This window comes from Streptodolium elevatio, from assembly GCF_040649515.1.
GTDB lineage: Bacteria > Actinomycetota > Actinomycetes > Streptomycetales > Streptomycetaceae > Yinghuangia > Yinghuangia elevatio.
Map to the genome: position 1 here is coordinate 74290 of NZ_JBEZFP010000012.1, position 14456 is coordinate 88745.

Sequence of the window (14456 nt, forward strand, 5' to 3'; positions counted from 1 at the left end):
CAGCCGGCCTCGTCGCGCCGCCGCACAGCTCGGCCCCGACGCCCCACCACGGCCGGCCCGGCTCGACGGACCGCCGGAATGCGTCCCCGGTCAGCGAAGCGGAAGGATCAGACGACCTCGACGACGATCTCCACCTCGACCGGCGCGTCCAGCGGCAGGACCGCGACGCCGACCGCGCTGCGGGCGTGCTTGCCCGCCTCGCCGAAGACCTCGCCCAGCAGCTCGCTCGCGCCGTTCAACACCGCGGGCTGGCCGGTGAAGCCGGGGTCGCTCGCGACGAACCCGACGACCTTGACCACGCGGCGTACCAGCGCGAGGTCGCCCAGCTCCGCCTTGACCGCGGCCAGCGCGTTGAGCGCGCAGCGCTGCGCGAGCGCCTTGGCCTCCTCGGGCGTCACCTCGGCGCCGACCTTGCCGGTCTGCGGCAACTTGCCCTCCACCATCGGGAGCTGGCCCGAGGTGTGGATGTAGTTGCCGGTACGCAGCGCCGGAACGTACGCGGCGACCGGCGCCGCCACACCCGGGAGGGTCAGCCCGAGCTGGGCGAGCCGGTCCTCCGGGTGCACGAACTCGTCGGTCACGACTGCTTCTCCCGCTTGAAGTACGCCACCAGGTTCTCCGGGTTCGGCCCAGGCACGACCTGGACGAGCTCCCAGCCGTCCTCACCGAAGGTGTCGAGGATCTGCTTGGTGTTGTGGATCAGCAACGGCGCGGTGAAGTACTCCCACTTCTTCATGGGACGGGACTCTAACGCGGCTCGGGGGTGTCGACCGCACGCCACGGGACGGGGCTCGACAGGACCATCGTGCTGGACGGCGTGCCGTGCTCGGCCAGCCGGTCGATCAGCACCTGGAAGTCGTGCATCGTCGGGGTCGCCACCATGAGCAGGCAGCAGGCGTCGCCGGTGACCCGGTGCAGTTGCAGCAGCTCGGGCCAGTCCCGCACCTCGTCCGCGTCGCGGCGCAGCAGGCAGCCGGGGCCGTAGCAGTTCATGCGTACGAGAGCGATGACGCCGCGCCCGGCCGCCGCGGGGTCGACGTGCGCGTGGTACCCGGTGATCACGCCGGCGCGCTCCATGCGGCGCACCCGGTCGGCGACGGTGGGCGGGGACAGTCCCACGCGCCGCGCAAGTTCGTTGTACGAGACGCGCGCGTCTCGCTGGAGCTCCTCGAGGAGCCGCCGGTCGGACGCATCCAGCGCCATGCGAGGCACCTTTTCGATCGTCAAGCAGTAGTTTGCTTTGCTTTCCTATCGTAAGACGATCGGCCTCCAGGCCCTTGGATCATCCATTCACAACTCCTCGATGCGGCGCTTCGATAAAGGCACGCAGAGGACCGGCAGCGAGGTGGTGGGTGATGGGCGGCGCGACCGCGGGAACAGAGGTCGGCATGTCCGGGATCTGTCCCATGGGAATGGGCGGCAGCAGCGCAGCGAACGGCACGGCGGAGCCACGCGCTCAGGCCCAGCCGCAGCAGCCACCGCAGCCGACGCCGCAGCAGCCGCGCACCGCGTACGCCGACCAGCCGCCCTACGCCGACTACGTCGGCCTGGACCGCCTGCTCAGCCTCCAGCACCCGCGCACCGACGAGCCGGCCGAGATGTCGTTCGTCATCGCGTCGCAGGTGATGGAACTGCTGTTCGCGCTGCTCAAGCACGAGTGGACGGTCGCGCGCGGGCTGCTCGACCGCGACGAGGTGGCCGACGCGACGCGCGTACTGCGGCGCAGCGTGCGCCAGGCGGACGTCCTGGTCGACTCGTGGGACCTGCTGGCGACGCTCACCCCGGCCGAGTTCGGGGCGTTCCGCGAGGCGCTGGGCGAGGCGTCCGGCTTCCAGTCGCACCTGTACCGCGAGCTGGAGTTCCTGCTCGGCCTGAAGCGCGCGAACGTAATGCGCCTGTACGCCGGAGTGCCCTCCGTACACGCGGAACTCGACGCCGCCCTGCACGCCCCGAGCCTGTACGACGCCGCGCTCGCCGCCCTGCACCGCCGCGGCCTGCCGGTGCCCACCGCCACGCTGGAGGCCGACCGGACCCGCCCCTACCAGCCGGATCCCGGCGTCGAGGCGGCATGGGCCGAGGTGTTCGCCACCGGCACCGCGCACCCCGACCTGCGCGACCTGGGCGAGGTGCTCACCGACCTCTCCGAGCGCTGGACGCGCTGGCGCGAGCGGCACCTCGCGGCCACGCTGCGGGCGCTCGGCAACCGCCCCGGCACGGGCGGGTCCTCGGGGGCGGAGTGGCTGGAGCGTACGGTACGCGACCGGGTCTTCCCGGATCTGTGGACGATGCGCACGTCCGTGATCTGATTCGCCCGAGGCCGCAGGGGTTCGACGACCCGTGTCGTCCGCCGCAGTCTCCTCCCTGATCCGCTCACCGAACCCGCCTGCCAAACCCGGCACCGCCAAACCCGGCACCGCCGAATCCGGCCCGCCGAACCCGGCCGCCGCAGCGTCCTCCCGAATCGCCTGCCGAATCCGTTTGGGGAACCGATCGTGTCCGACACGTCCCGCGCCCACGCCCTGGCCCTCGACGCCCGCGATCCGCTGGCCCCGCTGCGCAAGCGCTTCCGCCTCCCGGAGGGTGTCGTCTACCTCGACGGCAACTCGCTGGGCGCGCTGCCCGACGACGTGCCGGGCGCCCTCGACGACGTGGTCCTGCGGCAGTGGGGCGTGGACCTGATCCGCTCGTGGAACGACAACGACTGGTGGAACGCACCGACCCGGGTGGGCGCCGCGATCGCGCCGCTCATCGGTGCCGCCGAGGGCCAGGTCGTGTGCGGCGACTCGACGTCGGTGCAGTTGTTCAACGCCCTGGTCGCGGCCGTACGCCTGCGGCCGGGGCGCTCGGTGATCCTCACCGACCCCGACACGTTCCCGACCGACGGCTACCTCGCCGACTCGGTGGCAAGGCTGTGCGGCGCGAGGGTACGGCGTGTGCCCGCCGGCGAGGCCGCCGCCGTCCTGGGCGGGGCGGAGGGTGCGGACGTCGCGGTGGCGGCGTACAACCACGTCGACTACCGCACCGGGGAACTGCGCGACCTCGCGGGAATCACGCGCGCGGCCCACGACGCCGGCGCGCTGGCGCTGTGGGACGTCTGCCACACCGCGGGCGCGGTGCCGATCGACGCGGACGCGCACGACCTGGACTTCGTGGTCGGCTGCACGTACAAGTACCTGTCCGGCGGTCCCGGCTCCCCTGCCTTCCTGTACGTCGCACGCCGCCTGCACGACGTCTTCGACCCCGCGCTCACCGGATGGCACGGCCACCAGGAGCCGTTCGCGATGGAGCCCGGCTACCGGCCCGCCGACGGCATCGCGCGCGCCCGCATCGGCAGTCCCCCGATCCTCGGCATGCTCGCCCTGGAGTCCGCGATCGGCGTCTTCCGGGAGACCGGCATGGCCGCGATCCGGGCCAAGAGCCTCGCGCTGACCGACCTGTTCATCGCGTGCGTCGACGAACTGGGCCTGGAGGTCGCCACCCCGCGCGAGCACGCCCGCCGCGGCAGCCAGGTCGCGGTACGGCACGACGAGGCGCACCCGATCATGGCGGCGCTCATCGAGCGGGGCGTGATCGGCGACGTACGGCCGCCCGACATCCTGCGGTTCGGCTTCAACGCGCTGTACGTCTCCTACTCGGACGTCGTCGATGCCGCCGCCGCACTCGGCGACGTCCTGGCCTCCGGCAGCCACCGGGACCCGCGCTTCGCGGTGCGCGCGACCGTCACCTGACCGAAGTACACCGGCCGGACGCGTACGGAACCCACCGGACGCGTGCAGAACCCACCGGACGCGTGCAGAACCCACCGGATGCTTACAGAACCCGCCGGATGCGTACAGAACCCGCCGGATACGCACAGAAGCCGCGGGACGCGTAACAGAACCCGCGGGAAGCGTGCGGAGCCCGCCGGACGCATGCGGAAGCCCGCGGCGGCATAGCGGAGCCCGCGCGAAGCCGACGGCGGTCCTCGGGCACGCCAGGAGGAGTGATGCCGGTCACCCGCACGGACCGCGGGCGGTTCGGTCGCCCGAGTGGTGGTTAGTCTCGACAATGTGAGCCAGGTGACTGAACCGGACAATCCCCGCACGGCGGGCCCGAAATCCGACGGGGACACCGATTGGGAGGGCGTCCGCCTCCACGTGGTCAGCGGGAAGGGCGGCACCGGCAAGACCTCTGTCGCCGCGGCGCTCGCGCTGGCCCTCGCCCACGACGGACGCCGGACCCTGCTCGTGGAGGTCGAGGGGCGGCAGGGCATCGCCCAGCTCTTCGAGACCGCCGAACTCCCCTACGAGGAACGCAAGATCGCGGTCGCCCCGGGCGGGGGCGAGGTGTACGCGCTCGCCATCGACCCCGAAGAGGCCCTGCTCGACTACCTCGACATGTTCTACCACCTGGGCCGCGCCGGTAAGGGCCTCAAGAAGCTGGGCGCTATCGACTTCGCGACCACCATCGCCCCCGGCCTGCGCGACGTGCTGCTGACCGGCAAGGCGTGCGAGTCGGTGCGCCGCCGGGCCAAGGGCGACCGCGGCCAATGGGCGTACGACGCGGTGGTCATGGACGCGCCCCCGACGGGCCGCATCAGCCGCTTCCTGAACGTCAACACCGAGGTGGCCGGGCTCGCCCGGTTCGGTCCGATCCATTCGCAGGCCGAGGCGGTCATGCGGGTGCTGCGTTCCCCCGAGACCGCGGTGCACCTGGTGACGCTGCTGGAGGAGATGCCGGTGCAGGAGACCGTGGACGGCGTCGCCGAACTGCGCGGCACCGGGCTTCCGGTCGGCGGGGTGGTGGTCAACATGGCCCGACCGCCGTTGCGCGCAGACGACGAGACCGACACCGGGCGCAGACTGGGCCCGGAGCTGCTGGACGCGGGGCTGCGGGCGGCGGGCGTACGTCCCACCAAGGCCCTCGTGGCGGCGCTGCTGGACGAGGCGGACGAGCACGCGAGCCGGATCGCGCTGGAGACCGAGGAGCGGCGTACCGTCCGCGGCCTCGGGCTGCCGGTGTACGAACTGCCGCTGCTCCCCGACGGAGTCGACCTGGGCGGCCTGTACCGCCTGGCCGACGCACTGCGCGAGCAGGGGGTGGCATGACTTCCGCGAGCAAGGGCTCCGCGCGGGGCACCCGGTCCGCGAGCCAGTCCGGAGGCCGGTCCACAACCCGCTCGACTACCCGCCCCACTACCCGCTCCACGAGCCGCTCCGCGAGCCCGGCCGCGACCCGGGCGGCCGCCCGCACCCGCACGCTGGAGATCGACCCGCTGATCGACGACCCGGCCACGCGCATCGTCGTGTGCTGCGGCTCGGGCGGCGTCGGCAAGACCACGACCGCCGCGGCGCTCGCCCTGCGTGCCGCGGAACGCGGGCGCGACGTCGTCGTACTGACCATCGACCCGGCACGTCGGCTCGCGCAGTCGATGGGGCTGACCGAACTCGACAACACGCCGCGGCAGGTGGCCGGAGTCGACGAGACCAAGGGCGGCAGCCTGCACGCGATGATGCTCGACATGAAGCGCACGTTCGACGAGATCGTCGAACAGCACGCGGACGGCGAGCGCGCCCGGCAGATCCTGGAGAACCCCTTCTACCAGTCGCTGTCGTCGAGCTTCGCCGGTACGCAGGAGTACATGGCGATGGAGAAGCTGGGCCAGCTCCACGCCGGGGGCACGTGGGACCTCATCGTCGTCGACACCCCGCCGAGCCGTTCCGCCCTCGACTTCCTGGACGCTCCCCAGCGGCTCGGATCGTTCCTCGACGGGCGCCTCATCCGCATACTGTCCGCGCCGGCGAAGGTCGGCGGGCGGGGTGCGCTCAAGTTCCTGTCGGCCGGGATGGGCCTCATGACGGGTGCGCTCAGCAAGGTCGTCGGGACGCATCTGCTCACCGACATCCAGACCTTCGTGGCCGCGCTCGACACGACGTTCGGGGGCTTCCGCAAGCGTGCGGACGCCACGTACAAGCTGCTGCAGGCGCACGGCACGGCGTTCCTGGTGGTGGCGGCGCCGGAGAAGGACGCGCTGCGCGAGGCCGCGTACTTCGTCGAACGGCTGGACGCCGAGGCCATGCCGCTCGCGGGGCTGGTGCTCAACCGCGTGCACGAAACCGCGGCGGGCCAACTGTCCGCGGAGCGCAGCGCGGCCGCGGCCGAAACGCTGCTGGAAGAAGCCCTGGAGCTGGACGCGGACCCGGACGCGGACGTGGACGTGGATCCGGACCTGGACCCGGACGCGGATCCCGACCTGGCCCCGGACGACAGTGCGCCCGAAGACACGGACACCGATACCCACACCGATCCGGACACCGACTCGGACATCGCCCCCGACGCCGACTCGGGCGACCCCGCGGCCTCGGGCGGGCATGTGAGTGAGCCCGGCGCGGACGGGCCGTCGGCGGAGGACCTTCGGCTGGTCGCCGGGCTGCTCACCTTGCACGCGGAACGGCTGCGGATGATCGGGCGCGAGGAGCGCGTACGGACGCGCTTCACGTCGATCCACCCGGACGTCCCCCTGGTCGAGGTACCCGCGCTGCCGGGCGACGTCCACGACCTCGACGGGCTGCGGACGATCGGCCGCCACCTGGGCTGACCCGCGTGCGCGCCGGCGGCCGTACGCTCCGACAGCGTGCCGGGCGCCGCCCCTGACAGGCCGCGCCCCGCGAAGTCCCGGGTGGATGGCGGGTGTCCGGCGCGCGGATGCCTGGCGCGGCACCCGGGTCCCCGAGCCGGGGCCTGACTCCCGGGCCCGTGGACCATGAGTGCGCGTCGGACGCCTGCGCGTCGGTGGTGGTGCCTCGTTGTGGTGCGTCGTAGTGGTGCGTCGTGGTCGTGCGTGGTGGTGATGGTGCGTGGTGCTGAAGTGCGCCCGTCAGCCTGCCGCGCGCAACCCCAAGTTGTCGTAGTCGGCGTGGATGTCCCGCTCGTACTCCTCGCGGGCCGTTTCCAAGAGCCTGCGCCAAGACGTGACCGTCGGCCTGCGGCGCAGCAGAGCACGGCGTTCCCGCTCGGTCATCCCTCCCCAGACACCGAACTCGACCCGATTGTCGAGGGCGTCGGCCAGGCATTCGGTACGCACCGGACATCCGGTGCATACGGCCTTTGCGCGATTCTGGGCCGCCCCCTGCACGAACAGCTCATCCGGATCGCTGGCGCGGCACGCTGCCAGTGCGTTCCAGTCGGTAACCCAGCTCATGCTGGTGCCGTCCTCTCCCGATTCGAGGCTCCCCCTACGGCGGCAACGGGGAAATCCCGTTGCCAAGCAGGACGCTACGAAAAGACAGGCGCGCGCAACAGCCCCTACTGGGCGGTCATGAATGACCCGGACGGACTATGCGCAAATATGGGCCCACCCGTCCGGGTGAAAACTCTTGCGCGACCAGGGGCTATGGCCCGTAGTCCCCCGCCGGGGGGCCGCCGGGTAGGTCCCGCCTTCACCCGAATTCACTCGAAAGGGTGAACGAGGTACGGGGAGCTGTCCCCCGGCTGCTGTTACAGACTAGGCGAAGTCCCTCCGACTTGCGGGCGGTTTCGCCACGTAGTCTTTCCCGCATGGCCCGTACCCCCTCCGGCAGGACCCGCCCCGGCGCACCGGGTCGAGGTCCCACGCGCCCGCGGTCGTTCATAGGATTCACCGGCCGCCTCACGGCCTTCATCGGCGCCAGCATCCTGGCCGGCGCCCTCGTCGCGGGCATCGCGCTGCCCATCGTCGGCGGACTCGGTCTGACCGCGAAGGCCGGCGCGGAGAACTTCGACGACTTCCCCGACGAGTTGGAGGCGCCGTTCCTGGCCCAGCCGTCGACGATCTACGACGCCGCGGGCAACCAGCTCGCCACCGTCTACGACCGTTACCGCATCCTCGTCGGCATCAACGACGTCGCGCCGCTCATGCGCAAGGCGATCGTGGCCATCGAGGACTCGCGGTTCTACGAGCACGGGCCGATCGACCTCAAGGGCACGCTGCGCGCCCTCGTCAAGAACCAGTCCGGCGGCGAGGTCCAGGGCGGCTCCAGCCTGACCCAGCAGTACGTCAAGAACATCTTCGTCGAGCTGGCCGGCGACGACCAGGCCAAGGTCGCGGACGCCACGAAGCAGGAGCTCTCCCGCAAGATCAAGGAGCTCAAGTACGCCATCGGGATGGAGCAGCGCTTCACCAAGGACCAGATCCTGGAGCGCTACCTCAACATCATCCCGTTCGGCCAGCGCGCCTTCGGCGTCGAGGCCGCCGCCTTCCGCTACTTCGGCGTCAAGGCCCGCGACCTGACGCTGCCTCAGGCGGCCCTGCTCGCCGGCGTCGTGAACGCGCCGACCAAGTACGACCCGATCGCGCAGCCCGAGGCCGCCAAGACGCGCCGCAACATCGTGCTCCAGCGCATGGCCGAGGTCGGCGCGGTCCCGCAGGTCGAGGCGGACCAGGCCAAGCTCACCGAGCTGAACCTGAACGTGCAGACGCTGGAGAACGGCTGCATGGTCGCCAACAAGTTCAACGGGTCGGCGTTCTTCTGCGACTACGTGCGCAACGTCATGAAGAACGACCCCGTGTTCGGCAAGACGAAGGAAGAGCGCGACGCCCTGTGGCGGGCGGGCGGGCTGCGCATCAAGACGACGCTCGACCCGAAGATGCAGGAGGCGGCGTACAAGGCGGCCACCGAAGGCGTGCTCCAGCAGGAGGAGGTCGCCGACGCGGTCGTGATGGTCGAGCCGGGGACCGGCAAGATCAAGGCGATGGCGCAGAGCCGGCCGTACGGCTTCGAGGACGTCAAGAACGAGACCGTCATCAACTTCTCCGTGGAGAAGGCGCTGGGCGGCTCGGCGTTCGGCTTCCAGCCGGGATCGACGTTCAAGGCCATAACGGCCGCGGCGGCGCTGGAGGCCGGGTTCTCGCCGGGTCAGACGTACACGACCGACTCGTACATCATCAAGTACGACAAGGAGAAGTTCACCAACTGCGAGAACCAGCCCCTGTACGCGGAGTCGTGGACGGGCAAGGACATCAAGGGCGGAGGTCTGAAGAACGAGTCGAAGAGCGAGTTCGGCACGTACGACATGCAGACCGCGCTCCAGTTCTCGATCAACACCTACTTCGTGATGCTGTCGAAGGAAGTCGGCCTCTGCCAGGTCGCCACCCTCGCCGCGAGCATGGGCATCACCCAGGGCAACGGCAAGCCGCTCGACCAGCTCCCCGGCCTGACCCTGGGCACCAACACCGTCACCCCGCTGATGATGGCCAACGCGTACGCGACCTTCGCCGCCCGCGGCAAGTACTGCGAGCCGCGCGCCATCACCGAGGTCACCCGCCTCGACGGCACCAAGCTGCCGATCCCGGCGGTCGACGGCAGCAACTGCCGCCAGGTGATGAAGGCCGAGAACGCCGACGTCATCAACTTCCTGCTCAACGGCGTGACCGAGCGCGGTACCGGTAAGCAGGCGAACATCTCGCGCGAGGCGGCCGGCAAGACCGGTACCACGGACGAGAAGAAGAACGCCTGGTTCGTCGGCTACACGCCGCAGCTGTCCACGGCGGTCTGGGTCGGCGGTCCGAAGACGCAGAAGACCATGGAGCCGTCCGGCGGCATCATGATCGGCGGCAAGCGCGTCACCCAGGTCTTCGGTGGCTCGGTCCCGGCCCCGATCTGGCAGAAGGCGATGACCAAGGCCCTGGCCGGCCAGCAGGAGCTGAGGTTCACCCCGCCGGCCGCCGGCGTCATCCCGCCGCCCGCGCCGCAGCACGCGCCGAAGCCCGAGGACAAGCCGGACGACGACCAGAACAAGCCCGACCCGAGCCGACCCGGCACGCCCACCAATCCCGGAACACCGGGCATTCCGGGGATCCCGGGATTCCCGGGTACGACGAGGCCGCCGGGCAACGACCGCTGATCCCGTCTGATCCCGTCTGATCTCTTCCCGGACAACGTGTGAGGCCCGCCCCGATCCCGGGGCGGGCCTCACACGTTCCTGTCCCCCGCTGTCAGCTCCCCAGCTGGCTCTTGATCTCCGCCGCGATGCGCCCGCCCTCGGCGCGGTCCCCGACCTTGGGCCGGACCACCTTCATGACCTGGCCCATCGCGGACGGCCCCGAGGCACCCGTCTCCGCGATCGCCGCCGCCACGATGCCCTTCAGCTCCGCGTCGTCGAGCTGCTTGGGCAGGTACTCGGCAAGGATCTCGCCCTCGGCACGCTCCCGGGCCGCCGACTCGGCGCGACCGCCGAGCTCGAACGCCTCGGCGGCCTCGCGGCGCTTCTTGGCCTCGCGTACCACGATCTTCAGCACCTCGGCGTCGGAGAGCTCCCGCGCCTCCTTGCCCGCGACCTCCTCGTTGGTCACCGCGGTCAGCGTGAGGCGCAGCGTCGAGGAACGCAGCTCGTCACGTGCGCGAATGGCCTCGGTCAGGTCGGTCTGGAGGCGGCTCTTGAAGGTACCCATGCCCCCAGTGTCGCAGCCGCCCCGCGCGCGCCCCCACCCAATTAGCCACCCGTTACGCCTCACAGACCAGCGGCTCCCCGCCCGAGCCCGACCTCTGGAACCATGGGAAGAATGCGAACGAAGTTTGCGCTTCCACTGGGGATCGCCGCCACGGGTGCCGCCTGCCTGACCTATGCCGCCGCCTACGAGGCCCGATCGTTCCGGCTCCGGCGCGTCGAGGTCCCAGTCCTGCCCCGCGGCACACGCCCGCTCCGGGTGCTCCAGGTGTCCGACATCCACATGGTGTGCGGCCAGCGCAAGAAGCAGGACTGGCTGCGCCGACTGGCCGCCCTGAAGCCGGACTTCGTCCTCAACACCGGCGACAACCTCTCCGACCCCGAGGCCGTGCCCGAGACCCTCGACGCCCTCGCCCCCCTCCTCGCCCTCCCCGGCGCGTACGTCTTCGGCTCCAACGACTACTTCGCCCCCCGCCCCAAGGACCCCACCAGCTACCTCCGCCGCGACGACGGCACCCGCCGCTTCAGCGTCGAGAACCCCTGGACCGAACTGCGCGACGGCTTCGACGGCGCCGGCTGGGAGAACCTCAACAACGCGCGGGGCCGCCTCAAGCTGGAAGGCCTCGAACTCGAACTCGTGGGCCTCGACGACCCCCACATCGACCGCGACCGCTACGAACTCGTCGCCGGCGGCCCCGACCGCTCCGCACAACTCTCCCTCGCCGTCGTCCACGCGCCCTACCGCCGCGCCCTCGACGCCTTCACCGCCGAGGGCTACCCCCTCGTCATCGCCGGCCACACCCACGGCGGCCAGGTCTGCGTCCCCTTCTACGGCGCCCTCACCACCAACTGCGACCTCGACCGCAAGCGCGCCAAGGGCCTCTCCCGCTACGACTCCGCCGGCAACGAGACCTACCTCCACGTCTCCGCCGGATGCGGAACCTCCCGCTACGCCCGCTTCCGCTTCGCCTGCCCCCCGGAGGCCACCCTCCTCACCCTCACCCCCGCCTGACCTGCACCTTCTCCCCCACCAAAACCGGATTTCGCCTGGGCCCACCCGTCCGCTAAGCTAAACGCGCATCAACGGGGTGTGGCGCAGCTTGGTAGCGCGCTTCGTTCGGGACGAAGAGGTCGTGGGTTCAAATCCCGCCACCCCGACGCTGATGTACCAGAGGCCCTTCCGGATCTTCCGGAAGGGCCTCTGACGCGTTCTCGCGCTCTTCGGCACCTGCAAAGGGATCGTGGTTCAAAACAGCCAAGGAGACCAGAAATCCGCAGCTCAGACCCCCTTCGCTCGACGACGCAACCGCCGGTGCAGGGCTGGTTTGGGGGGTCGTGGGGGTGAGCCAATTTCTGGGGGTAGCCACCGAGGCGCGTGTTCAGACGGTGCCGTCTGACCCTGTGTAGCCGTACTCAGGCGGCTCTCTGGCGCCGTTTCGCGCCAAGGCCGTTCGACGGATATCTGATTCCAGCGCTCTTCTGGGACGGCGGCCAGCGGCATCCAGTGGTGCAGTCCTGGCGTGCTCGCAGCGGAACAGTGCGCTCTGGCCGAAAGCCGCGGGCGCTCGGCCGACCGGCGCGGAAGGGTGGGCGGAGCTTTGACGGTGGCCGACGATGCTCCCAACCGGATCTTCCGGTCCGGTCCGCGTCTGCCGCTGGGGGATCCTGCACTGTGCTCCCGTTCCGCAACCACTTCCGCTATGCCGGTGCCCGTCTCCTCCTTGATCCCTTCGTGAACTCCCCGACCGGTGTCATCCCGGTCGACGCGGAGGAGCGCGCCGCGGCGTTGCAACCGCCGCTGCGCGTACTGCTCGACCGCTCCGCACGGGGCGGCCGGACGGTGTACGAGGTCGCGGCCCAGGTCCGGGGCATCGGAGACGCGCTGGCAGCCGGCAAGGCGGCAACTGACGAACTGCCCGAGGATCTCAGGAAACTCGCGGCCGACTCCGGACCGGGCGGCCGAGCTGAGGTGTTCTTCCACATCGCCGACTACGTCAACGCCTGGCAGACCAACACCTACGCCAAGCTCGCCGCGTCGGTGCCCACCGCTTGGGAGCTGGGTCAGCGGTTGGGAAGACGAAGACCTGACCGACTCCGAGCGGATCGGCGTGTGCGTGGCCAACATTCACAAGACGGGAATCTGCATCTGGGAGTTGCCTACCATCGTCGCCGAGTGCGCCGAGGCCCGGGCACTGTTCCACGACGACGCCGCCCTGCGGAGCTTCTTCGCCGACACCCATGGCCATGGCTCCGCCGGCAACTCCTCGTGGTCAGCCTGGCTCGACCTGATCTCGCAGGTCCTGAACGACCACCTGCGCCACGAGCACGGGCCCGTCCAGTATCACGGTTGACCGGACCAACGCGGTCACTCAGCGGACGTCGGCGTCTCGGCCAGCAGGGCAACAAAACAAGGCTCGTCAGCGGCCGGCGCGAGCATCTCAGAGCGGCCGCGCCCGGGGCGGTTCGCCGGATGCCGACCATCGCACGCAGCCTGTCGCCGCTGAACGCCGCCAGCATGCGCACGTCCACCGTCGCGCGGTGTCCGGTCGAACTCGACCACCGCGGCGAGGGGTTCTGGTGCACCGTCGACCGCGGCGGCGGCTCGCGGGCCTGCTTCGCCGGTCAGGCGATCGCGTCCTTCGCGCAGCAGCAGTGCGTTGTGGGCGGGCACGATGCGCTGCAGAGGCCGGCTGCTTTCTCGCGTCAGGTCCTCGGGCCGTGGTCGTCGTCGACGCCGGTGAGCGGGATGGTGGCGGCGACGATGGTGGGTCCGCCGGGCGGGCTGGTGATCTCCAGCGTGCCTTCGACGGCGGCGACCCGGTCGGCCAGGCCCGCGAGTCCGTGGCCTTTGCCGATGTGCGCGCCGCCGCGGCCGTCGTCGGAGATTCGCAGGTGCAGCGCGTCGCGGTCGGCGTGCAGGGAGACGTCGCAGCGGGTGGCGCCGGAGTGCTTGGCCGCGTTGGTCAGCGCCTCGGTCGCCACGAAGTAGGCGGTGTTCTCGACGACCGAGGGGAACCGCTGCCCCTCCGCGATCTCGGCGGCCAGCGTCGCCGGCACCGGTGACCGTCCGGCGGCCTGCGTGAGAGCGGCCCGCAGCCCGCGGTCGGCGAGCACGGGAGGCGCGATCCCCCGGGACAGCGCGCGGAGTTCGGCGAGCGCCTCCTGGCTCTGCCCGATCATTTCGTCGACGAGGAGTCGGGCCTGCGCCGACTCTTCCGCGTCGAGGCGGCGGGCGGCCGCTTCGAGGTCCATGTTGAGGCGTACGAGGCGCTGCTGAGGTCCGTCGTGCAGGTCGCGTTCGAGTCGGCGGAGCGTCTGCGCCTCCGCGGCCACGGCGCTGCGTCGTCCGTCCGCGAGTTGCCGGGTCCGGGCGCGCAGCGCGGCCGCTTCGTTGGTCAGCAGCCAGCGCGCCAAGCCGGCGTGCACTGCCGTGAGGCCGCGGACCATCGGCACGCTGGTCGCCAGCAGTACGACGCCGATGCCGGTGTTGAACGCGATGTCGGCGGCGCGGGAGGAGATGCCGAACATGAGGTCCAGCAGGCCCGCTTTGCCCTCGTCGCGCGGGATCGGCCCAGACCACAGGCCGTAGGTCAGCTCGCCCAGGCCGCCGACGGTCCACGTGAGAGCGAGCGAGAACGTGACGACCCTGATCGGGAAGGCCAGGAGCGCGTGCGCGGTGTCGCGCCACGACTGCGGGTCGCGCAGGGCCGCCCACCAGTACCTGGGGGCGCTTTGCCGGGGCACGCTGTAGTGGTGCGGTGGGAGCGCACGCCCGGTGGCCTTCTCCACGCGCCTGCGTTCGTTGGCTGCGAACACCCGCGCAATTCGGTGGGTCCCTGCAAGCACCGGCACGCCGACGACCAGCACCAGGAGGCTCGCGCCGACGGCGAGGCCGCTCACCGTGACGGCGAAGGCGGCGATGCCGATCGGGAGTCCGGAGTACAGGTAGCCCAGTTGACGCCAGAACGAGCCCCGCTGCCTGGGCCTGCCGGGGGTCGTCGTGCGCGTGTCGTCCCGCGTGTCGTTCATGAGGTGATCGTGCCCGGAGGGTG

The 14456-nt window shown here is 70.9% G+C and carries 13 protein-coding genes and 1 tRNA gene; 8 read left to right on the top strand and 6 right to left on the bottom strand.

The annotated features are described in order from the left end of the window. Positions 1 to 107: 107 nt before the first annotated feature. From AB0C36_RS07225 to AB0C36_RS07235, 3 genes are read right to left on the bottom strand one after another with little or no spacing between them, the layout of a single operon-like run. The gene (locus AB0C36_RS07225; protein ID WP_358350510.1) at positions 108 to 581 is read right to left on the bottom strand and encodes a RidA family protein; all 474 of its coding nucleotides are present in this window, start codon (positions 579 to 581) and stop codon (positions 108 to 110) included. Beyond that, entirely contained in the window at positions 578 to 736 is a 159-nt protein-coding gene (gene sp36, locus AB0C36_RS07230) for a Sp36 family protein (protein WP_231773247.1), read from the bottom strand. The genes AB0C36_RS07225 and sp36 overlap by 4 nt, the downstream gene beginning before the upstream one ends. Before the next feature lie 11 nt (positions 737 to 747). Then, complete coding sequence (locus tag AB0C36_RS07235) at positions 748 to 1203, bottom strand: Lrp/AsnC family transcriptional regulator (RefSeq protein ID WP_358350513.1); 456 nt, start codon at positions 1201 to 1203, stop codon at positions 748 to 750. A gap of 152 nt (positions 1204 to 1355) precedes the next feature. Between AB0C36_RS07235 and AB0C36_RS07240 the strand changes: the two genes are divergently transcribed. From AB0C36_RS07240 to bagB, 4 genes are all read left to right on the top strand, one after another. After that, positions 1356 to 2306: a tryptophan 2,3-dioxygenase gene (locus AB0C36_RS07240; RefSeq protein ID WP_358350516.1), complete on the top strand. Its 951-nt coding sequence runs from the start codon at positions 1356 to 1358 to the stop codon at positions 2304 to 2306. Positions 2307 to 2492: 186 nt separating this feature from the next. Beyond that, the gene (gene kynU, locus AB0C36_RS07245; RefSeq protein ID WP_358350518.1) at positions 2493 to 3728 is read left to right on the top strand and encodes a kynureninase; all 1236 of its coding nucleotides are present in this window, start codon (positions 2493 to 2495) and stop codon (positions 3726 to 3728) included. Between the two features lie 408 nt (positions 3729 to 4136). Then, positions 4137 to 5087, top strand: coding sequence for an ATPase BagA (gene bagA, locus AB0C36_RS07250; protein WP_358350597.1), 951 nt, complete (start codon positions 4137 to 4139; stop codon positions 5085 to 5087). Next, positions 5084 to 6577 (top strand): ATPase BagB, encoded by a 1494-nt coding sequence (gene bagB, locus AB0C36_RS07255; protein WP_358350521.1) that lies wholly within the window; start codon positions 5084 to 5086, stop codon positions 6575 to 6577. Before bagA ends, bagB begins: the two co-directional genes overlap by 4 nt. A 279-nt stretch (positions 6578 to 6856) precedes the next feature. On the opposite strand, the gene AB0C36_RS07260 is transcribed toward bagB, so the two are convergent. Continuing rightward, complete coding sequence (locus AB0C36_RS07260; RefSeq protein WP_358350524.1) at positions 6857 to 7180, bottom strand: WhiB family transcriptional regulator; 324 nt, start codon at positions 7178 to 7180, stop codon at positions 6857 to 6859. A 356-nt stretch (positions 7181 to 7536) separates the two neighbouring features. Here AB0C36_RS07260 and AB0C36_RS07265 point away from each other — a divergent pair, with 356 nt between their 5' ends. Beyond that, positions 7537 to 9861, top strand: coding sequence for a transglycosylase domain-containing protein (locus AB0C36_RS07265; RefSeq protein WP_358350527.1), 2325 nt, complete (start codon positions 7537 to 7539; stop codon positions 9859 to 9861). 91 nt (positions 9862 to 9952) lie between these two features. On the opposite strand, the gene AB0C36_RS07270 is transcribed toward AB0C36_RS07265, so the two are convergent. Further along, entirely contained in the window at positions 9953 to 10408 is a 456-nt protein-coding gene (locus AB0C36_RS07270) for a GatB/YqeY domain-containing protein (protein ID WP_358350530.1), read from the bottom strand. A 111-nt stretch (positions 10409 to 10519) separates the two neighbouring features. Here AB0C36_RS07270 and AB0C36_RS07275 point away from each other — a divergent pair, with 111 nt between their 5' ends. The 3 genes from AB0C36_RS07275 (at position 10520) to AB0C36_RS07285 (ending at position 12755) form a co-directional block, all read left to right on the top strand. Continuing rightward, positions 10520 to 11416: a metallophosphoesterase gene (locus AB0C36_RS07275; RefSeq protein WP_358350533.1), complete on the top strand. Its 897-nt coding sequence runs from the start codon at positions 10520 to 10522 to the stop codon at positions 11414 to 11416. Between the two features lie 72 nt (positions 11417 to 11488). Beyond that, a tRNA-Pro gene (locus AB0C36_RS07280) sits at positions 11489 to 11562 on the top strand. Between the two features lie 956 nt (positions 11563 to 12518). Further along, positions 12519 to 12755, top strand: coding sequence for a hypothetical protein (locus tag AB0C36_RS07285; protein ID WP_358350535.1), 237 nt, complete (start codon positions 12519 to 12521; stop codon positions 12753 to 12755). Positions 12756 to 13107: 352 nt separating this feature from the next. Here AB0C36_RS07285 and AB0C36_RS07290 read toward each other — a convergent pair whose 3' ends face one another. Next, the gene (locus tag AB0C36_RS07290; protein ID WP_358350538.1) at positions 13108 to 14433 is read right to left on the bottom strand and encodes a sensor histidine kinase; all 1326 of its coding nucleotides are present in this window, start codon (positions 14431 to 14433) and stop codon (positions 13108 to 13110) included. Between the last annotated feature and the right edge of the window lie 23 nt (positions 14434 to 14456).

What these genes read in the sequence shown, in the direction of transcription:
- AB0C36_RS07270 (WP_358350530.1), bottom strand. Translation starts at nt 10,408, where the DNA reads ATGGGTACCTTCAAGAGCCGCCTCCAGACCGACCTGACCGAGGCCATT.
- AB0C36_RS07265 (WP_358350527.1), top strand. Translation starts at nt 7,537, where the DNA reads ATGGCCCGTACCCCCTCCGGCAGGACCCGCCCCGGCGCACCGGGTCGA.
- sp36 (WP_231773247.1), bottom strand. Translation starts at nt 736, where the DNA reads ATGAAGAAGTGGGAGTACTTCACCGCGCCGTTGCTGATCCACAACACC.
- AB0C36_RS07290 (WP_358350538.1), bottom strand. Translation starts at nt 14,433, where the DNA reads ATGAACGACACGCGGGACGACACGCGCACGACGACCCCCGGCAGGCCC.
- AB0C36_RS07260 (WP_358350524.1), bottom strand. Translation starts at nt 7,180, where the DNA reads ATGAGCTGGGTTACCGACTGGAACGCACTGGCAGCGTGCCGCGCCAGC.
- AB0C36_RS07240 (WP_358350516.1), top strand. Translation starts at nt 1,356, where the DNA reads ATGGGCGGCGCGACCGCGGGAACAGAGGTCGGCATGTCCGGGATCTGT.
- AB0C36_RS07235 (WP_358350513.1), bottom strand. Translation starts at nt 1,203, where the DNA reads ATGGCGCTGGATGCGTCCGACCGGCGGCTCCTCGAGGAGCTCCAGCGA.
- AB0C36_RS07275 (WP_358350533.1), top strand. Translation starts at nt 10,520, where the DNA reads ATGCGAACGAAGTTTGCGCTTCCACTGGGGATCGCCGCCACGGGTGCC.
- bagB (WP_358350521.1), top strand. Translation starts at nt 5,084, where the DNA reads ATGACTTCCGCGAGCAAGGGCTCCGCGCGGGGCACCCGGTCCGCGAGC.